The sequence below is a fragment of the Pontibacter indicus genome (assembly GCF_900156345.1).
In the GTDB taxonomy this organism is placed as follows: domain Bacteria; phylum Bacteroidota; class Bacteroidia; order Cytophagales; family Hymenobacteraceae; genus Pontibacter; species Pontibacter indicus.
In genome coordinates this window covers 1,131,321-1,150,542 of the sequence record NZ_FTPP01000002.1, presented here as the reverse complement: position 1 = coordinate 1,150,542, position 19,222 = coordinate 1,131,321, and the positions used below count along the sequence as shown (strand labels likewise).

General features: G+C 51.1%; 22 protein-coding genes. 13 read left to right on the top strand and 9 right to left on the bottom strand.

Going from position 1 to position 19,222, the window contains the following annotated elements:
- Nucleotides 1-47: 47 nt before the first annotated feature.
- The 3 genes from B0B12_RS13895 (at nucleotide 48) to B0B12_RS13885 (ending at nucleotide 2,227) form a co-directional block, all read left to right on the top strand.
- Nucleotides 48-821, top strand: coding sequence for an enoyl-CoA hydratase-related protein (locus tag B0B12_RS13895; RefSeq protein ID WP_076669711.1), 774 nt, complete (start codon nucleotides 48-50; stop codon nucleotides 819-821).
- A gap of 279 nt (nucleotides 822-1,100) precedes the next feature.
- Nucleotides 1,101-1,565: a Fur family transcriptional regulator gene (locus tag B0B12_RS13890; protein WP_076669710.1), complete on the top strand. Its 465-nt coding sequence runs from the start codon at nucleotides 1,101-1,103 to the stop codon at nucleotides 1,563-1,565.
- A gap of 32 nt (nucleotides 1,566-1,597) precedes the next feature.
- Complete coding sequence (locus B0B12_RS13885; protein ID WP_076669709.1) at nucleotides 1,598-2,227, top strand: peroxiredoxin; 630 nt, start codon at nucleotides 1,598-1,600, stop codon at nucleotides 2,225-2,227.
- A gap of 98 nt (nucleotides 2,228-2,325) precedes the next feature.
- Here the strand turns inward: B0B12_RS13885 and B0B12_RS13880 are convergent, their stop codons facing one another.
- Together B0B12_RS13880 and B0B12_RS13875 are read right to left on the bottom strand one after the other, a co-directional pair.
- Nucleotides 2,326-2,940, bottom strand: coding sequence for a hypothetical protein (locus tag B0B12_RS13880; protein WP_244554710.1), 615 nt, complete (start codon nucleotides 2,938-2,940; stop codon nucleotides 2,326-2,328).
- A 193-nt stretch (nucleotides 2,941-3,133) separates the two neighbouring features.
- Nucleotides 3,134-4,045, bottom strand: a complete 912-nt coding sequence (locus B0B12_RS13875; protein ID WP_076669708.1) for a ClpXP adapter SpxH family protein — start codon at nucleotides 4,043-4,045, stop codon at nucleotides 3,134-3,136.
- 123 nt (nucleotides 4,046-4,168) lie between these two features.
- Between B0B12_RS13875 and B0B12_RS13870 the strand changes: the two genes are divergently transcribed.
- Nucleotides 4,169-4,483 (top strand): winged helix-turn-helix transcriptional regulator, encoded by a 315-nt coding sequence (locus B0B12_RS13870; RefSeq protein WP_076669706.1) that lies wholly within the window; start codon nucleotides 4,169-4,171, stop codon nucleotides 4,481-4,483.
- A 64-nt stretch (nucleotides 4,484-4,547) separates the two neighbouring features.
- Here B0B12_RS13870 and crcB read toward each other — a convergent pair whose 3' ends face one another.
- From crcB to B0B12_RS13840, 6 genes are all read right to left on the bottom strand, one after another.
- Nucleotides 4,548-4,919, bottom strand: a complete 372-nt coding sequence (gene crcB / locus B0B12_RS13865) for a fluoride efflux transporter CrcB (RefSeq protein ID WP_076669703.1) — start codon at nucleotides 4,917-4,919, stop codon at nucleotides 4,548-4,550.
- 21 nt (nucleotides 4,920-4,940) lie between these two features.
- The gene (locus B0B12_RS13860) at nucleotides 4,941-5,372 is read right to left on the bottom strand and encodes a VOC family protein (RefSeq protein WP_076669702.1); all 432 of its coding nucleotides are present in this window, start codon (nucleotides 5,370-5,372) and stop codon (nucleotides 4,941-4,943) included.
- Nucleotides 5,373-5,467: 95 nt separating this feature from the next.
- The gene (locus B0B12_RS13855; protein WP_076669701.1) at nucleotides 5,468-6,097 is read right to left on the bottom strand and encodes an HAD family hydrolase; all 630 of its coding nucleotides are present in this window, start codon (nucleotides 6,095-6,097) and stop codon (nucleotides 5,468-5,470) included.
- A gap of 174 nt (nucleotides 6,098-6,271) precedes the next feature.
- On the bottom strand, nucleotides 6,272-6,898 hold the full coding sequence (locus B0B12_RS13850) for a class I SAM-dependent methyltransferase (protein WP_076669699.1): 627 nt from the start codon (nucleotides 6,896-6,898) through the stop codon (nucleotides 6,272-6,274).
- Nucleotides 6,895-7,377: a GNAT family N-acetyltransferase gene (locus tag B0B12_RS13845; protein WP_076669698.1), complete on the bottom strand. Its 483-nt coding sequence runs from the start codon at nucleotides 7,375-7,377 to the stop codon at nucleotides 6,895-6,897. Before B0B12_RS13845 ends, B0B12_RS13850 begins: the two co-directional genes overlap by 4 nt.
- 231 nt (nucleotides 7,378-7,608) lie before the next feature.
- Entirely contained in the window at nucleotides 7,609-8,763 is a 1,155-nt protein-coding gene (locus tag B0B12_RS13840; protein ID WP_076669696.1) for an SIR2 family protein, read from the bottom strand.
- A gap of 208 nt (nucleotides 8,764-8,971) precedes the next feature.
- Here B0B12_RS13840 and B0B12_RS13835 point away from each other — a divergent pair, with 208 nt between their 5' ends.
- Nucleotides 8,972-10,213, top strand: a complete 1,242-nt coding sequence (locus B0B12_RS13835; RefSeq protein WP_076669691.1) for a 3-deoxy-D-manno-octulosonic acid transferase — start codon at nucleotides 8,972-8,974, stop codon at nucleotides 10,211-10,213.
- A gap of 5 nt (nucleotides 10,214-10,218) precedes the next feature.
- Nucleotides 10,219-11,142 (top strand): ribosome small subunit-dependent GTPase A, encoded by a 924-nt coding sequence (gene rsgA, locus B0B12_RS13830; RefSeq protein WP_076669690.1) that lies wholly within the window; start codon nucleotides 10,219-10,221, stop codon nucleotides 11,140-11,142.
- 747 nt (nucleotides 11,143-11,889) lie between these two features.
- On the opposite strand, the gene B0B12_RS13825 is transcribed toward rsgA, so the two are convergent.
- Nucleotides 11,890-12,519, bottom strand: coding sequence for a fasciclin domain-containing protein (locus B0B12_RS13825; protein ID WP_076669689.1), 630 nt, complete (start codon nucleotides 12,517-12,519; stop codon nucleotides 11,890-11,892).
- A 192-nt stretch (nucleotides 12,520-12,711) separates the two neighbouring features.
- Here B0B12_RS13825 and B0B12_RS13820 point away from each other — a divergent pair, with 192 nt between their 5' ends.
- From B0B12_RS13820 to B0B12_RS13790, 7 genes are all read left to right on the top strand, one after another.
- Nucleotides 12,712-13,170 (top strand): peptidylprolyl isomerase, encoded by a 459-nt coding sequence (locus tag B0B12_RS13820; protein WP_076669685.1) that lies wholly within the window; start codon nucleotides 12,712-12,714, stop codon nucleotides 13,168-13,170.
- A gap of 266 nt (nucleotides 13,171-13,436) precedes the next feature.
- A complete protein-coding gene (locus B0B12_RS13815) occupies nucleotides 13,437-14,750 on the top strand; it encodes a dicarboxylate/amino acid:cation symporter (protein ID WP_076669679.1) in 1,314 nt (437 codons plus the stop codon).
- Nucleotides 14,751-14,873: 123 nt separating this feature from the next.
- On the top strand, nucleotides 14,874-15,608 hold the full coding sequence (gene pxpB / locus B0B12_RS13810) for a 5-oxoprolinase subunit PxpB (RefSeq protein WP_076669675.1): 735 nt from the start codon (nucleotides 14,874-14,876) through the stop codon (nucleotides 15,606-15,608).
- Nucleotides 15,598-16,605 carry a 5-oxoprolinase subunit C family protein gene (locus B0B12_RS13805; protein ID WP_076669674.1) on the top strand — a complete coding sequence of 336 codons (1,008 nt, stop codon included), beginning with the start codon at nucleotides 15,598-15,600 and terminating at the stop codon, nucleotides 16,603-16,605. The genes pxpB and B0B12_RS13805 overlap by 11 nt, the downstream gene beginning before the upstream one ends.
- On the top strand, nucleotides 16,602-17,381 hold the full coding sequence (pxpA, locus tag B0B12_RS13800) for a 5-oxoprolinase subunit PxpA (RefSeq protein ID WP_076669672.1): 780 nt from the start codon (nucleotides 16,602-16,604) through the stop codon (nucleotides 17,379-17,381). Before B0B12_RS13805 ends, pxpA begins: the two co-directional genes overlap by 4 nt.
- The gene (locus B0B12_RS13795) at nucleotides 17,378-18,568 is read left to right on the top strand and encodes an NRAMP family divalent metal transporter (protein ID WP_076669670.1); all 1,191 of its coding nucleotides are present in this window, start codon (nucleotides 17,378-17,380) and stop codon (nucleotides 18,566-18,568) included. Before pxpA ends, B0B12_RS13795 begins: the two co-directional genes overlap by 4 nt.
- Nucleotides 18,569-18,619: 51 nt before the next feature.
- Nucleotides 18,620-19,204, top strand: a complete 585-nt coding sequence (locus B0B12_RS13790; RefSeq protein WP_076669669.1) for a hypothetical protein — start codon at nucleotides 18,620-18,622, stop codon at nucleotides 19,202-19,204.
- Nucleotides 19,205-19,222: the final 18 nt, after the last annotated feature.

Below are 19,222 nucleotides of genomic sequence, written 5' to 3'. Positions count from 1 at the left end.
ATTCCTACAAAAGCCGTAACTTAGTCCGAAACAAATACGAAAAAACTATGGAATTTATATTGGTAACCCCGCTGGCCCGTCCGCACGTGGCCCTCATCCAACTCAACCGTCCGAAAGAGCTCAACGCCCTGAACCTGCAACTGATGAGTGAGCTGCGTGACGCCTTGAAAGAGCTCGACGACAACGACGAGGTACGGGCCATCATCATCACGGGCAACGAGCGTGCCTTCGCTGCAGGCGCCGACATCAAGCAAATGGCGGGTAAGACGGCCATCGACATGCTCAACATTGACCAGTTCTCCACCTGGGACCAGATCCGCAAAACCAAAAAGCCGATCATCGCTGCCGTATCAGGCTTCGCATTAGGCGGCGGCTGCGAGCTGGCCATGACTTGCGACATGATCGTAGCATCAGAGACGGCTCAGTTTGGCCAGCCGGAGATCAAGATCGGGGTGATGCCGGGAGCGGGCGGCACGCAGCGCCTGACCAAAGCCATTGGCAAAGCCAAGGCCATGGAAATGGTGCTTACCGGTAAGTTTATCTCCGCTGACGAAGCCGAGAAGCATGGCCTGATCAACCGCGTGGTGCCGGTGGAGCTATACCTGGAAGAAGCCTTCAAATTGGCAGGTGAAGTAGCGCAGATGTCGCCGGTGGCTGCTAAACTGGCCAAAGAATCCGTGAACCGCTCTTTCGAAACCAACCTCGACGAAGGCCTCCACTTCGAGCGCAAGAACTTCTACCTCTGTTTCGCCTCCGAGGACCAAACCGAAGGTATGAACGCGTTCGTGGAGAAGCGCAAGCCGGAGTTTAAGGGCCGCTAGTTCAAGTTTAGGAGTTAAGCTCTTTGTGTCATTTCGAACGCAGTGAGAAATCTGAGTGAGGTATCAATGCCCAGATTTCTCACTGCGTTCGAAATGACATTTTATTTTCAATTGTGTCGGCACCAACTTTCTACCTTTCTAACTTTTCACTTTCCAAACTCTTTCACTCCCCAAGTTCCCCCGTTCACGAACAACTTTTAGCACTTCACTTTTAATTATTAACAAGAAGGCTTATCTTTGCGGAACTATTCCCAGTTAAGAATCATTCTTATTTGCAGTATGCAACACCTGACCCGAGACGAGATACGACAAAGCCTGACTGCGTGTGGCCTGAAGGCGACGCACCAGCGCATCGTGGTGCTCGAGGCAGTGGCAGAATTGCATGGCTCCCATCCAACGGCAGAAGATGTTTTTCAGCGGTTGCGACCAGCTAACCCAACGATTTCGCTGGGCACCGTCTACAAAACGCTGGATACCTTCACGGAAACAGGTATGCTACGACGAGTGGTGTCAGAGGGCGGTAGCAAGCGGTATGACTCGAATACCATGACGCACAGCCACATCTACTGCAGCAAGACTAAGGAGATCGTTGATTTTGAGGACAAGGAACTGGAACAGCTGCTGATCAGATTTTTCAGTGAGCGCCAGGTAGATAATTTCGAGATCAAGGGGTTTTCCATACAGGTGACGGGTTGCAAGCTGGATCCCGACAAAAAAATAAGCATTACCAAAGTATCTAAATAGATTATTTTAAAACCAATAAAACACACAATAACATGGCAGTATTAGTAGGTAAAAAAGCACCTTCTTTCAAAGCTACAGCTGTAGTAAACGGCGAATTCGTAGAGAACTTCTCTCTGGACCAGTACATCGGCAAGAAGCACGTGATTTTCTATTTCTACCCAATGGACTTCACTTTCGTGTGCCCTACCGAGATCATCGCGTTCCAGGACAGAATGGAGGAGTTTGACCGTAAGAACGTAGCCGTAGTTGGTTGCTCTACCGACACGCATTTCTCTCACTTCGCTTGGTTGAACACACCACGCAACCAGGGCGGTATCGAAGGTGTTGAGTACCCGCTGGTAGCTGACGCAGCTAAGACAATCGCTCAGAACTTCGACGTGCTGGCTGGTCACTACGACTATAACGAAGAAGGCGAAGCAATCTTTGTAGGTGAGCCGGTTGCTTACCGCGGTCTGTTCCTGATCGACAAAGAGGGCGTAGTTCGTCACCAGGTGGTGAACGACCTTCCACTTGGCCGTTCTATCGACGAGGCGCTGCGCATGGTAGACGCCCTGCAGTATTTCGAAGAGAAAGGCGAAGTTTGCCCAGCCAACTGGTCTGAAGGCAAAGAGGCAATGACTGCCACTAAAGAAGGTGTATCTAACTACCTGGCAAAGCACTAAGCATTAAGTGACTTATTGATAAAAAAATCCCCGGCCATACAGGTCGGGGATTTTTGTTTTGTGCTAAACTGTGCAGGCTATACCTGCGCATAGAAACCTTACCGCTTTGGCAGCACGCCACTTACTGTTAGCCCAATGGCATTGGCGGAATAGGTATGGTTTGTCTGGTCTTTGTAAGTCATAGCGGTATACGAGAGGCCTATACCTCGGTAGGCCACCTCAAACACAGGGCCTGTCGCCGCATCAAACGTCATATTATCCCCTATACCATCAGCATGAAACTTAATGGCCTGATGCGTTACCAAGCCTGCTCCCAGCCGGACGTTTTTGTGTGCCATCCAGTTAGCGGTGAGGTGAATGGGCACACGAGTCAGGCGGATGTGTGCGTTATCAGCCTGGGTTGTTAGATACTTATACCCGACCGTAGTACGCAGCAACAGGCGGTCTATACCTTTGAACTGAAACTGCGCGCCAACCGACACACTGCCACCCTGACCTGCTTTTACAGACTGGTCCTGCCCGTTCGTAAAATACACTTTGGCTACATTATCTCCACCTAACTCCAGTGCACCGCCCAGCAGCAGGCGCACAGGTTTGTAAGTGGATTCCGAGGGAGTTGCAACAGGTACGGTTGCCTCTTGCGGCAGGTCCTGTGCATGAACCTGATACAGGCAACCAATGCCCAAACAGGTTAGAAGGAAAGATTTTGTCATAAGGTAAAAGGGAGTATAAAGAATAGCGAAATTTATATGCAAAACAAATCCCTGATACCGAGCCGGCTTACTATTTTTTCAAAGTGAAATCCTCCACAATTTTCACAAACGATCCCCTAATTTTGATCTAAGTAAATTAAAAACAAAAGCCCCGGCAGTTTGCCGGGGCTTTTGTTTTTCCTATAATATCAGTTTAGAATCTTTTCCAGAGCGGACCGTTCTTGGAAGCATACTTTCCGATCTTGCCCTGCTCCTGCAGTTCCTGCAGATGTGCTTCAGCCTCGCTGGTTTTCATACCTGAAAGTACTGCATACTCTTTCGTTGTCAGCGTGCTATACTTGCCGAAAAGCGAGGTATAGGCTTTGTCGTACTCCTGCTTCTTTGCCTCCGGGTGCAGTTGGAGCAGCGCCTGCTCGTATTGTTGATAAGGACGGGAGCCGTATACCAAGATGCGGTTGTCATTTCCGTCCGTCACAAAGATGGTCGGGAAACCGCGCACACCCAGCTGACGTGCCAGCGCCAAGTCCTGCTGGAACAACTCAACGGCTTTACCCTCGAAGTCGGCCTTGAGTTGGGCCACATCCAGACCTGTTTGTTCGGCAGCCAGCGCCAGGTTATCCCAGCGGGCAATGTTTTTCTTCTCCAGGAAGATCATCTCCTTTATCCTTCTCAGGAAGTTCACGGCCTTATCCTCGCCCTGCAGTTGGGCCGCCTTAAAGGCAATGGACGGTGGGTACGAAGATGGCAGCGGGTCTTCCAGCCACAGGTCGCCGTCGATTGGCATCTCGTAGTGGGCGCCGGCTTCTTCCCAGTGCTGAGCCACGCTGGCAGGGCCATTCACGTCGCGACCGCCATAGGCTTCCCAGCTTGGCAGCAGCCCGCCCATGCGGTACTCCACCTCAAAGTATGGGCCGTACTCCAGCGCCAGTTTCTTCAGTTGCGGATCGATGCCCCAGCACGAGGAGCAGATCGGATCGGTGAAGTAAAGCAGCTTGATTGGCTTTTGGGCTGCGGCAATGTTGGTATCTGCTGTCGTGGCCTGCGCTCCCGGAATTTCGCACATACCGGTTTCCATATCGCAATGCATGGTTGGTTTCGTCTCCATAATATTCTATCTTGTGTTAAACTTTATAAAAATCAGCCTGTTAGCCAGTAACTAGCAGGCTTTATTGAACTACTGAAACAAAGGTCGGACTAAACCTTAGGAGAGTCAATTAGTCAAAAAAACATGACTACCAACAATTTACCACAGGAGGAAGCGAGCTGCCCGGCCGAAGGCATTCTGAAGCAGTTATCTGGGAAATGGAAGCCGCAGATTTTCCGGCTGGCCCTGGACGGACCGGTGCGGTTTAACAGTCTGCTGCGTCAGCTGCCAGGCTCCAACAAGCAGTCGGTAGCAACGGCGCTCAAAGAAATGGAGGAGGCGGATATTCTGGTCAAGACCGTGGTACAGGAAAAGCCCCTGCACATTGAGTATACTTTGTCGGAGAAAGGACAGGCGATGGTCTCGGTCTTCAGAAGTATGGAAGGCTTCCTGAATTAAGCTATAACAAAAAAGTCCTGGTGGTTACCAGGACTTTTTTGCGTCTTCACTTCTACAGTTTAGACTATACCAGCTTCGTCAGCCAGAAACCAGCAAAGGTGGCCAGTAAGCCGACTAGCACGCTTGCCAGCACATAAGTTATCGCGCTGCTCGTTTGCCCGTTCTGCAGCATATGCACCGTTTCGTAGGAGAAGGCCGAGAACGTAGTGAATCCGCCCAGTATACCTGTCGCCAGGAACAAACGCCACTCCGGTGTGATGCCACCTTTAGCCCCAAGTCCAAACACCACCCCGATCAGCAGACAGCCGATGATATTGACGGTAAGCGTAGCAAGAGGAAAGGGTATGGTAGTCCTTGTTTGGATAAACTGCGACAACAGATACCTGCATGTGCCGCCAATGAAACTGCCCGCCCCTATTGCTAAAAGTATCTTCATCTGCCGTAATTCAGCGTACTGTTAGTGCTTCTGCTCGTAGTCGTAGTTCACCATCCAATGAATGCCGAACTTATCGGTGAACATGCCAAACAGCGCACCCCAGAACGTTTTGTTCAGCGGCATGGTTACCTTTCCACCTGCCGACAAGCCCTCGAACAGACGCTTGGCTTCGTCTTCGTTCTCGGCGTTGATGGAGATTGAGAAGTTGTTGCCCATCACCGTCGCGTGACCAAAGGCCTCGGAAGAGTCACTGCCCATCAAAGTCGTTTCCTTGCTGATTGGGAGCGAGATGTGCATGATCTTATTTCTTTCTGACTCCGGGAGCGGGTTCTCGGAGGGCATGTCTTTAAAGCGACCCACATACGGGAAATCGCCGCCGAATACAGATTTATAAAAGTTGAATGCTTCTTCGCAGTTGCCGGCAAAGGTGAGGTACGGACTGATGGATGCCATGGGATAATTTAGCTGGTTAGTTTTAGGTTTTGAAAGATTGGACCCTCAAATATAGAACAATCTGTATCTATACCTACCCAAAACCAGGAAATCCATTATGATTTGGAATAGGGCACCAACTTCCCGCTGTCCTTTATCAGCCAGGCCTTTTCGGCGTGGTCCAGTATATCTTCTTTGGCATCCGAAAAGGCCTCTACGATCTTATAAGGTTTGCCCTTGAAATGCTTGTCGAGTCGTTTGATCTTTTCTTCGTCTTTGCAGGCCTTGCCCTCCACGATGTAGGTTGTGCCGTCATACCGGGTTTGCGTCCCGAAAACCGCATCGATCGGGTATAGCTCAAACAGCGGCTTCACGTATACCTCCAGCGCGCCGGTCGCGCAGATCACCTGCACACCTTCCTGCCTATACCTGTCCAGTTTGGCTTTCACCTCTTTGTTAAACTCTTCCGGGAACTCCTCTTTCCAGAACTCGCGGGCGTATTTTTCTACCTGCTCAGGCGGGATGTTGTCGAGGTAATTGAAGAAGTTTTCCTTGAACTCGGTCATTCGGATCTGGTTCATCTTCAGGAGCGCCTTGTAGTACACCATCTGGAAGTAATAGGCCAGTTTATGGGGTTTCTTTCTGCTGATGAACTTGAAAAACTCTTCTTTGGAGCTCTTATTATAGAAGGTGCCGTTCAGGTCGAATACCACAACTTTTATTTCGTCTTGCTTGTTTTCCGTCATACGCTGGTGCTTTATACCTGCCGCAGCAGGTATGGAGTTTACGGAAAACCGATGGATTGGGCTGATTAAAACAAGTGAGGAGTATACCAAGTATTAGCACTCCTAGTATTTCCCTCAAGGATATCGTTAGCTCTTTTGATGCATCCTCTTCTTCAGAGATAGCACCAGGCAAGGCTATACCTTCTGCAGGAGCAAGGTCAGGATGCGGGGTATAACTGTTTTGTCGTGGTCATCGAAATATTCGTTCAGGTCGACAAGCTTCAGGCCTTGCTGTGCGGCTGTCTGCACAAATTCGGACACATGCTGGGTATAGCATTCCACTTCCTGTCTTCCCTCCTGCGTATCGAAGCGGGCTTTGGTGCCGCTGTATTGCTTGAAAGGATGCAGCTCGCCGATGTAGACGTAACCACCGGTTTTGAGGACCGCCGCCGTTTGTTCAAAGATGAAATCCAGCTGCTGAATATGTTCCAGTACCAAACTGAAAGTAACCAGGTCGTATGTCTGCGTCGCGAACTGCCAAAGCTGTGTGATGTCGGCTTGCTGGAAGGTTACTTTGTTGGAGCTCACTTTCTTGCGGGCACGCTCCAGCATCTCGCCCGACAAATCCACGGCAGTTACGTGCATGGCCTTGCGTACCAGCCACTCTGTGTTCTTGCCCGTGCCACAGCCAATCTCGAGGCACGTCTCGAAAGGTATAGCGGCCAGCGTGGCGCGCAGGGCCACGGCTTCCAGGTCGCGGGTTCGGTTCTTGTTGGTGTCGTATTGCGCGGCCCAACTGTTATAGGCTTCTTCTACGGTCATAGGTTTTTCAGCATCCAGATGTTGCAGGCGTAGTGGCCGGAATTGCCCAGCGCATGCGGTATGGGTTTAAAGCCTGCCTTCTCATACATCGATACGGCTTTGGCCAGCTCGGGGAACGACTCCAGGTATAGCTGGGTATAGCCGAGCGCTCGGGCTGCCGCTATACTCTGCTGCATCAGTTGGTTACCGATTCCCTTTCCTCTGGCTTCGGCAGCGAGGTAGAATTTCACCAGTTCCGCACAGCCTTTGGGCAGGCCTTCGGTTGGGTATACGCCACAGCCGCCCAGGATGGTGCCATTTTCCTCCGCCACAAAGTAAGCGCTGCGTGGCTGCCGGAAGAGTTCATACAGGGCATCGGTGGTCGGGTCGGTATACACCGTGCCGGGCCGGTCGATCTTAAACTCGCGGAAAACCTGTCGGATCAAAGAGGCTAGAGGCTCGTTGTCGGCGGGTTGTATGGGACGGATGGTGAGGGGCATGGGATAAGTTAAGGATTGCAGTATTTGTCTGATAATCTAATATATATCGTCTGATACTGAGAACATCATAAGATCGAATATCAATTCTCTGCCACATATGCCAGGAACCTTAACTAAGCAAAGTATAAGACCCGTCAATATTCTTCCCAGAATATCACCTATTTAAAAAGAAGACTAAAGTCCTAATTAGGTCGTCTTTCATGAAGATGAGTTAAGATCTGTAAAATCAGGTTACTCTCTTATCCTTTTTAATATGTTCGCAATATCACTATCATACTCATCAATCCATACTGTTTTTACACCAAGTGATTCGGAGTCCTTTTCTTCAAATCTGTTTTGAATTTCAATCAGGAAGTCAATAGTTTCTTCAAAATCAAGCTTTGCTTTTACCTTCTCGTTGAATATTTCAGAATTATCATCAAGTATTTTCTTTAATCTTTTTGATACCCAACTTCTCGATGGTTTTTTCTTGATTATATAATGAAATTTCCTGCCTTTCTTCTGTGAATTTGCAATATCAAGTAAACGCCTAATATTTGGATCCGATAACGACGTCCCAATAAATAAACATGTTTTATCTCTAAACTTATTGATTTGTACAATATTATTCCAGCTATAGATATTACTATATTGCTCATGGTAAACGTACTCGCTTAGAGTGATGTTATTTAATTCACTTATAGCTCCTTCTTGAGGTAAGAAACCATGGACGTGATAAATTGCTAGCGCGCGATTATCTGGATCAATACCCTGACCATAGACGGATTGGAAAGGAATATCCATATTCTTCTCTCTGATTTTAGTCTCAATTATGTCATCATAGTTATAAGTTATGATTCCATCGAGATTAGGACTGTTCCCAGGGGCTGCGCAGAGTTTTACAATTTCGTCCATTATTTGGGAGGAAGCATTTTTATCGAAAGACTCATACAGTGTCCTTCTCACTTCCTTCTCAAACCTATTTTTGTCCTTCAAATCAGATAGGGATTCCTGCAAATACCTCCCAGCAATAAGAGGACTAGGATTAAATAATTTTGTAAAAACTTTTGAAAGCACAACTGCTTTTTCAGGTGTTTCTTCTAATGTTTTTAGGAGCAACCTTTGAAGTAAATAATCCCAAGTTGGGATTCCGTAGGGCTTAGATACTCCTGCCCCTACTACTAAATTAAGATTCTCCGCTTCATGTGCTTTTTTTAAATTCTTTATTGCCGTAGGAGTTGTTGACTTTCTTGTTGTTGGCAAATTCTTTAGAACACTTTCAAAGTCAATTTTTTGAATAGATTGAAATGATTCTAAAATCCTATCAAGATAATCTTCAGGCAAATTAAATTTAGTTGAAGAAATAAATTTGCTTAAGTTATCATAATACTCAGATTCAATATTCATGGTCTTTTTTGATATCGCACAACATATAAATAAACGTAAGAGGTTATATTCAACCTACCAAATATACTAAATCTCAATATCCCTACAAGTAATTCTCCTCCCTTTCACAAAGTATAGTCTCCGTACCACTATCCCTTTAGAATACCCTATATTTGCAGCGTGAAAATAGTGCACAGACACTGCTAGATCTTCGCCAGAACTATAGATTTTGAAACTACTCTACGACATCGGACTGAAAGCTTACCAGGCGGCTATCGCGTTGGCGGCGCCCTTTAACCAGAAGGCGAAGCTGATGCAGACGGGCCGTGAAGGACAGTTTGAGCGGATGGCCCAACAGCTGCAGGGCAAAACTGCGCCGGTGGTCTGGTTTCATTGCGCCTCTTTAGGGGAATTTGAGCAGGGTCGGCCAGTGATCGAGTCTTTTAAAGAGGAGTTCCCAAGGTATAAGGTGGTGCTGACGTTCTTTTCCCCATCGGGCTACGAGGTGCGCAAAAACTACGCTGGCGCCGATCATATCTTCTACCTGCCGCTCGACAGCCACCTCAACGCCAACCGTTTTCTGGATATCGTGCAGCCAAAGCTGGCGGTGTTTGTGAAGTACGAGTTCTGGCACTACTACCTGCAGGCCTTGCAGGAGCGGGCTATACCTGTGCTGTCCATCTCGGCCATTTTCCGGCCTGATCAAGTGTTTTTCAAGCCCTACGGCGGCTTCAACCGCAGCATGCTGCAGCGCTTCACGCATCTCTATACCCAAAACGAAGCCTCCTGGAAGCTGCTGCAAGGTATAGGCATCACCAAAGCCAGTATCGCCGGCGACACCCGCTTCGACCGGGTGCTGCAGACGGCGGCCAGTGTGAAAACTATACCTGTGGTGGAGGCCTTTGCACAAGGCAAAGAGGTGTTCATGGTCGGCAGCAGCTGGCCAGCAGATATTGAGGTACTGTTGCCGCTGATTCAGAAGCATAGACAAGGTATACAATTCATCATCGCCCCGCACGAAATCCACGAAAGCGGCATCAGTCAGCTGATGCAACAGCTCGGTAAGGGGGCAGTTCGTTTCTCGCAGGTTACGGAAGCCGACGCCGGTAGGTATAATGTGCTCGTGGTTGATAACATCGGCATGCTCTCCTCGCTTTATAGCTATGGCACCTATGCTTACATCGGCGGGGCCTTCGGCAAGGGGCTACACAACACGCTGGAGGCTGCCGTGTTTGGACTGCCGCTGTTCTTTGGGCAGAAGTTCGACAAGTTTCAGGAGGCGAAGGATTTGGTGGCCTTAGGCTGTGCTTTCCCGATTAACAATGCTGACGAGTTGCTGCAGGCTTTTGAGCGGGTGCACACCACGCCCGGTCTGCACCAGGGTATAACCGACAAAGAAAAAACTTACGTACACGAACAGGCGGGTGCCACGGCAAAGATCATGGCTGACGTGCGCCAGCTGTTGAAATAAAGCGAATGAAAGGAGTTGTAGTAAAATCGACGGGGTCGTGGTATCTGGTACGTGACGAGGCAGGCAAGTTGCACCGGGCCCGTCTGCGCGGCAAGTTCAAGCTCAAGGGCATGAAGGTGAGCAACCCGCTGGCCGTCGGCGACCGCGTGGAGTTCGACGTGGAGACCACTGGCGAAGACACGGCCGTGATCCATAAGATTGAAGACCGCGAGAACTACATCATCCGCAAATCCACGCATAAGGCCGAGCACGCGCACATCATCGCTGCCAACCTCGACCAGGCCTTGCTGATTGCCACACTCGTATCGCCGCGCACTTCCTTCGGCTTCATCGACCGCTTTCTGGTAACAGCTGAGGCTTACGGTATACCAACCGTGATCGTGTACAACAAAACCGACCTCTACGACGAGGAAATGCAGGAGTATCAGCGGCAAATCGCTTACCTCTACGAACGGATTGGCTACAAAGTAATGGGGGTTTCAGCGCACGCCAACCAAGGTATAGACGAGCTGAAAGAACTGCTCCACGGCAAGACCACCCTGTTCTCCGGCCACTCGGGAGTAGGTAAGTCCACGCTCATCAACCTCATCGTACCGGACCTCGACCTGAAAACCTCCGAGATATCCGACTTCTCCGACAAGGGCGTGCACACCACCACTTTCGCCGAGATGTTCGAGATCGACCCGGAGACCTTCATCATCGACACCCCCGGCATCAAAGAGCTCGGCATCGTCGACATCCCGAAACAGGAACTCGGCCACTTCTTCCCCGAAATGCGCGAGCGCCTCAACCAGTGCCGCTTCAACAACTGCACCCACTTCAACGAGCCCGGCTGCGCGGTGGTAGACGCCGTACGCAAAAACGAAATCGCCCTGACCCGATACGAAAGCTACCTGAGTATGCTACACGGGGAGGATAACAGGAAGTGATATTAAGTTAAAAAGTTGGGAAGTTAGAAAAGTAAAAAGTTGAGCTGGCTATACCTGTGCGGGCAGGTCGTGGTCTGTTCTAACCGTGCGCTGGTGTAATTTGTCTGAATCAGGATTTTAAAGGGCCCCTATCCCCACGGATTTTCAGGATTCCAATGCACGATTGACATTCCCCTGCCCCCTTCGAAGGGGGACTTTTCTGTAGCTGCTATACCTAAGGTATAAGCGATGTTGTTTCTGTTTTGCTGTACCGGGTCCAACCACCCCTAACCAATACCCCCAGGAGGGGAATCATGCCACTGCCAATTCATAGGTATAAGTACTGTTGTTTCCCATCACAAACCACTGGCAGGTATAGCAAGGCTAACTTGCACTGAAACTATGAAACAGTCAGCTCTGCCAAGTGCACTTTTCGATGCTCCACTGTTTGAGCGGTCAGCGAGTTTGGAGCATCTTGACTTTTTTGCTTACTTTTTGTGTCAAGACAAAAAGTGAGTGCCCGCCGCACAGGCGAAGCAGCAGCCCGCCTGGCCAAGGCACGCTATGAAATAGTAGCAGGGCTATACCTATACCATCACACGGGGATGTGGACATCCCCAGCAATTTGCTTCCAGATCTGGAGATTCGAAAGAGTATGTGTGTCGAGTACTAAATTCCTTTGACCGCTATACCTAGTTACGAGCGAGGACGCTCGCGCCATACCGCTATACCTGTGATGATAGTACCCGCGGCAAATCCGCCAATCGTTTAAAGAACCGTCTCTTCTATCGGTACCAACACCTTATCAATGGTATGCAACACCCCATTACTGCTCATACCGTCTGGCTTCTCCATCAGGGCCTGACCAACCTGAACTTCGCTTTCGCGCTTCTCTACTTTAAGCTGATGCCCGGCCGCTGTTTTCAGAATAGCACCATCCTGCAAGTCACTAGTAGTCAACTTACCTGCAATAATGTGGTTGTTGAGTAGCTGCTGCACCAGCTCACGGTGCTCCGGACTTTCCAGGTTATTGCGCAGACTGTCGGGGAGCGCTTTAAAGGCGGCCTCGGTGGGGGCAAACACAGTATAAGGTCCTGTACCGCTCAGGCTTTTGGCCACGCCTGCCTTGCGCAGCAGCGCGTTGAAGGTGCTTAGGTCGCTGTTGGCAGCTACGTTATCTAACAAACTGCGGGAAGGGACACGATCGGACTCGGCACCACCTGGATTCTGGCTGGTCGTGCTGGTTTGTTCCTGTATAGTTCCGTTGGCCTGTAAGGCATTGGCCTCATCCTGCAGGGCAGCATCGTTTCCGGTATTTGTGTCCTGGGGCTGGTCGCAGGCAGTGAGCAGCAGCATGGCCAGTCCAAAAAGGGTTAGTATATAGGGAATAGCTTTCATAGTAGGCTCCGGTTTTTCAGATTCTGGTGTCGCGCTATAGTACAATTACTGTTTTAGGGTGCTTCGAGTTTTGGCAAATACCGGGCCATTCGTACGCCGAGCCAAATCGCAGGTCTGTCGGCTGGCTCTCCATCGATATTTTGCGTACTTTTGTACTTATTCGTATTACGTTATCCCTAAAGATTTAAAATTATGAGAACCGCAGAAATCCATACCGGTAAAGGCGTCATGAAAGTAGAGTTTTATGAAAAAGACGCTCCCAAGACGGTAGAAAACTTTATAAAACTTGCGAAACAGGGCTTCTATGACGGCCTGACCTTCCACCGTGTTATTCCTGACTTTGTGATACAGGGTGGCTGCCCTAACTCGCGCGAAGGTGCCAAGGGTATACCAGGCACGGGTGGGCCGGGCTACAAAATCGACTGCGAACTGACGGGCGAGAACCAGTACCACGACCGCGGCGTGCTATCAATGGCGCATGCCGGCCGCAACACGGGTGGTTCACAGTTCTTCATCGTGCACAACCGCAAAAACACCGCCCACCTCGACCGCAACCATACCTGCTTCGGCAAGGTGGTAGAGGGCGTGGACGTGATCGACCAGATCCGCGCCAACGACCGGATCGAGAAGATCGTGGTGAACGAGGAATAGTCAGCCTGACAGACCATAGACAAACAGAAAGGACCGCTTTTGTGCGGTCCTTTCTGTTTAAAGGCACTTCGTTCGGGCACATTAAATTGCCTAATTCTGATGCCTGTCCTGATTCTTACAGAATTATTATTAATTTTAACAGCAAGGGCAATTTGTTCCGGCAAACGATGCAGTCGATTGGGCTGCGTTTCGCATTCTTTTGTTTCCCTGATCTTTACACATATACTGGCAGGCCATCATTTAGCAGCCTGTCGTCTCTCTACTTTATGAAGAAACTCGCTTTACACTGGCAAATCCTGATTGGCATGGCGTTAGGGGTTGCCTGGGGTATCACTGCCAGCTCCTTTGGCCTTATGGAATTCACCGCCGACTGGATCAAACCTTTCGGTACCATCTTCATCAACCTGCTCAAACTAATTGCCGTTCCGCTTGTGCTCGTGTCCCTGATCAATGGCGTGGCCAGTCTTAGCGACATCAGCAAACTCTCCCGTATTGGTACCAAAACGATTGGCTTATACCTGTCCACTACACTGCTCGCCGTGGTGTTGGGGCTTGTCCTCGTGAATATAGCAGAACCCGGTAAAGCGTTTTCTCCTGAAAAACGGGAGGAGTTTAAAGCCCAGTATGCCACAACAACTGACCAGCGCTCTTCGGCCGCCGCTGAAGTAGAGCAACAGGGACCGCTGCAGCCACTTATCGACATTGTGCCTGACAACATCTTCGGGGCCATGACGGATAATACCAGTATGCTGCAGGTCATCTTCTTCGCGCTGCTCTTCGGCATCGCTCTGATCATGATTCCGCAAGATAAATCTGGTCCGGTCAATGCCTTTTTCGAAGGAGTAAACCTCGTCATCCTCAAGATGGTGGATATCATCATGATGGCGGCCCCGTACGGTGTGTTTGCCTTGCTGGCAGGGTTGGTGGTGGAGTTTGCCGGCGACGATCCTTCTGCCGCTGTCGAATTGCTCCTTGTGCTCGGCTACTACTGCATTGTAGTGGTGATCGGCCTGGCCATTATGATATTCGTCGTATACCCACTCCTTATCAAGTTCCTGGGCAAAAGCAGTTACGTCGACTTTTTCAAAGGCATTTTCCCGGCCCAGATGCTGGCTTTGTCTACCTCCTCCAGCGCAGCTACGCTTCCGGTTACCATGGAGCGCTGCGAAGAACGACTAGGCATCAACCGCGAGATCACCAGCTTTGTGCTGCCGCTTGGCGCTACTATCAACATGGATGGCACGAGTCTTTACCAGTCGGTAGCGGCCGTGTTTATCGCACAGGCCTACGGTATGGACTTGTCGCTGGCGGCGCAGTCGGGCATTGTGCTCACGGCCACGCTGGCCTCCATCGGTGCGGCAGCTGTACCCGGTGCGGGCGTGGTAATGCTCGTGATCGTGCTGCAGCAGGCAGGTATACCCATTGAGGGCATTGCCTTGATCCTTGCCCCTGACCGCTTGCTAGACATGCTGCGAACCACCGTGAACGTGACCGGCGATGCCTCCGTGGCCATGATCGTGGCGCATTCCGAAGGTCAGGTGCATCCCCCTGTGCTGGAGGACGTTGGCCTGAACAAATAAATAATTCTGAACCTATACCGAGAACACAAGACTGCCTGCTGCGGTCTTGTGTTTTTTTGTGTACCTTGGTTAACTATACCTCCCCGCAAAGGGTATACAGAGGCACACCAGATTAGCGCAGGCATGAAGCAAAAAGACATGCAGCTGTTCCAGCTATACCCGCTTGGCGACAGCGCCATTACGGTGCAGTTCGGCGATCGCATCGACAAGGCGATCCATGCCAAGGTACGCGCCTTCAGCTCTTACCTGGACCGGCATCCCTTTACCGGTTTTGTGGAACAGGTCCCTGCCTACAACACCGTTACCGTGTACTACGACCCTTGGCTGGCAAGCGAACAGGGCTTCTACAATCCCTATACCCGCGTAACAGAGCAGTTGCAGTACATCCTCCGGGTGGCCCGTGAGCACGGCAGGGCGGCCGCGCCCCGTACAGTCGAAATTCCGGTCTGCTACAACGGCGCTTTTGGGCCCGACCTGGAGTTTGTGGCCCGCCATACCCGACTCAGTCCGCAGGAAGTCATAGCCAGCCACGCACGCTGCAAGTACCAGGTATACATGATCGGCTTTGTGCCCGGCTTTCCGTACTTGGGTGGGATGGCCAAAAAGCTGGCCACTCCCCGCAAGCAAAATCCCAGGCCCCGCATCCCGGCCGGATCGGTAGGTATAGCGGGCAACCAGACGGGCATCTACCCCATCGAGACACCAGGTGGCTGGCAACTGATCGGCCAGACACCCCTCCGGCTCTTTGACCCGAACCGCGAGCAGCCCAGTTTGCTGCAGGCCGGCGACCAGGTGAAGTTCGTGTCCATCTCAGAAGACGAGTTCTGGGATTTAAAGGAGCAGGCGCATGGGGCTTGAGATCATCAAACCAGGTATGCTCACCACCCTGCAGGACAGAGGCAGGTATGGGCATCAGCGGGAGGGCATCGTCACGAGTGGCGCCATGGACACCTTTGCCTGCCGCGTTGCCAACCTGTTGGCCGGTAACGCAGCGGATGAAGCCGTGCTGGAAATCACTTTAACCGGCCCCACTATTCGCTTCACCGAAGACCAGCTGATTGCCTTGACCGGTGCTGACCTCTCCCCTGAGCTTAATGGGGAGCCCGTGGCCATGTGGCGGCCTTTTTTGGTAAAGGAAGGCTGTGTTTTGTCTTTTGGTGCGCATGTGTCCGGTTGTAGGGCGTACTTGGCAGTGTCAGGTGGATTTGATCTACCCAGGCTGATGGGCAGCTTCTCGACTTACCTGCAGGCAGGTATAGGTGGCTACCAAGGACGTGCTTTGAAAGCCGGTGATGTTATACCTTGCCACAGTACCACACCTGTAGCAATGGCCCTGTTTGCACAAGCCGCTGCCACCCCTGAGGGTCACAATTTCCTGGCCGCCAACTGGACGCCCGATCCGCAGCTTTACCCTGCCTACAGGCCAAACCCGACTATACGGACTGTCAAAGGTCCCGAATACGAGCGCTTTTCCGAAATCAGCCAGGGACAAATCTGGACGGAGCGCTTTCAGGTATCGGCGCAGTCGGACCGGATGGGCTACCGGTTGCAGGGCGTCTCGCTATACCTGAGCGAGGAAGCGGAGCTTATCTCTACGGCTGTCACGTTTGGCACGGTGCAGGTGCCGCCCGAGGGAACACCGATCGTGCTGATGGCCGACCATCAGACCACAGGTGGTTACCCGCGCATTTTGCAGGTTGTCCGCGTCGATTTGCCTATCTTGGCCCAGGTCGTGCCGGGTCAGACCATTGGGTTTGAGGAAGTGTCGCTGGAGGAAGCCCAGCAGCTTTACATCCGGCAGGAACAGAATTTGATGCAACTAGCCCGCGCCATTCAACTTAAACAAAACATATGAGCGAACCCCTATCCGTTGACCTGAACTGCGACCTGGGCGAGAGTTTTGGCGCCTACCGCATGGGCAACGACGAACAGATCCTGCCCTTTGTCACTTCGGCCAATATTGCCTGTGGCTTTCATGCCGGCGACCCGGGCGTGATGCGCAAAACCGTACAGCTCTGCCTGCAGCACGGCGTAGCCATCGGTGCCCACCCCGGTCTGCCCGACCTGGTGGGCTTTGGCAGGCGCAATATGGCCGTTTCGGCGGAGGAGGTATACGACATGGTGGTGTACCAGATAGGTGCCTTGCAGGCCTTTGTGCAAGCCGAAGGCAGCACGCTGCACCACGTGAAACCGCATGGCGCGCTCTACAACATGGCCGCTACTGACATCAAACTGGCCGAAGCTATTGCTGAAGCGGTTTATAAAGTAAATCCTGAAACGCTGCTGTACGGCCTGGCCGGAAGTGAATTGATCAAGGCTGCCAAGCGGCTCCAACTGGTTGCTGCAAATGAAGTGTTCGCTGACCGCACCTACCAGCAGGATGGCACGCTCACTTCCCGTCGCGAGCCTGATGCGCTCATCTCCGATCCGGACCAGGCCGCTGGCCAGGTGCTGCGCATGGTGCGCGAAGGCAAGGTGCAGTCGCAGCAGGGCGTGAACGTAGGTATACAGGCTGACACGGTCTGCATTCACGGCGATGGGCCGCATGCGCTCACGTTTGCGCGCCATATTCACGAAACGTTGCAGCGCGAAGGTATAGCGCTAGCCCGACCAAACGTGCAGCGCCCATGAAGCAGAAACGCAACTGGAGCGTGCTGCTCGGCGCTGCCTTCCTGATGGCAACTTCAGCCGTTGGTCCCGGTTTCCTCACCCAAACTACCGTCTTCACGCAATCGCTCGGGGCTAGCTTCGGCTTTGTGATCCTCGCTTCCATCATCCTCGACATTGGCGTGCAGCTGAATGTATGGCGGGTGATTGCCGTGTCGGAGAAGCGGGCGCAGGACATTGCCAACCTGCTGCTGCCTGGGCTTGGTTTGTTGGTGGCGGTGCTGATCGTGCTCGGAGGCTTTGCCTTCAACATCGGCAACGTGGGCGGTGCCGGACTGGGCTTCAACGTACTCTTTGGGATTTCGCCGGAGTTGGGGGCCATCATCACCGCCGCAGTTGCCATCGGCATTTTCCTGGTGCGCGAAGCCAAAATGGCCATGGACCGCTTTGCCCAATTGATGGGCCTGTTGATGATTCTGCTGATCGTGTACGTGGCCATCACCTCCAATCCTCCCCTGGTTGGAGCAGCTGTTAAAACCTTCCTCCCTGACCAAATTGACCTGATCGCCATCATTACCCTGGTAGGCGGCACAGTGGGCGGCTACATCACCTTTGCAGGCGGCCACCGTCTGCTCGATGCCGGTGTGAAAGGCGAAGCGTCGCTGCAGCAGGTGAACACTAGCGCCGTGTCAGGTATAACGGTCGCATCCGTAATCCGTATTTTCCTGTTTCTGGCTGCCTTGGGTGTGGTGAGCAAAGGTCTGGTGCTGGACGAGAGCAATCCGCCTGCCTCGGTTTTTCAATTGGCGGCAGGCACTATCGGGTATAAGCTCTTCGGAGTAGTGATGGTTGCGGCGTCGATCACCTCAGTCATTGGCTCGGCCTATACCTCAGTTTCCTTTATCAAGTCCTTTCACAGGAGCATCGAGCGCAACGAAAACTGGTTCATCATCGGGTTCATTGTGGTTTCCACCGCCATCTTCGTCACCATCGGCAAACCCGTGCATCTGCTTATCCTGGCAGGGGCTCTTAACGGACTTATCCTCCCCATCACGCTCGGCACCATCCTGATCGCTGCGCACAAAACAGAGATCATCGGCAGGTATAAGCATCCGCTGTGGCTGACGGTTTTTGGTTTACTGGTAGTGCTGGTAATGGCCTGGATGGGTGGCTATACCTTGCTGAAGCAGCTTCCGGCTTTGTTTGGGTGAGATCATCATTTGCAGCAGTCTTTTAACTCATATTAGAACTACTTACAAAAAATGAAAACACTTCTACTTCTAACTCTGACCACTCTTATTTCGCTTGCTCAATCTACCGGCAATTATCAGATTGAAATCACATCTACTGCATCCGCCAGTCACTCACAGTTTAAAATTTATGTCCTAAAGTCAGGAGACACAACAAAAATTCTTTATTCTAAAAGAAAGGAGGGGGAATTGAAGCCCACTAAGGAAGACAGTTTAAAAATTGAAGAACTAGCGAAAACCTTTGATGATCCTGAAACGCGAAAGCAGCTCATCCAAATTATTGAAAAGTATGAGGTATTTGAAAAAGATAGTCTGATAATTTCATCAAACCATCCCCTGCTGCATCTCAGCGATTCCTTATCGAAGGAAAAGACGCTGACAGTGGATGAGCAAAACAAAAATAGAATCGTCTTGGATGGTACCCGTGCAGTTGTAAAAGTAAAACATGAGAACATGCCAGCGTATGAACTTTATGCAGTATCACCTCAAAAAGATACGCATCCTTTACTTTACCAATTTATAACAAGTGCACTGGAGCTTTATAGAAGCAACGCTGAAAAGCCTATTTTGAATAAGAGCGACACGCAGGGATACTGATTTTATATTATAGATTCA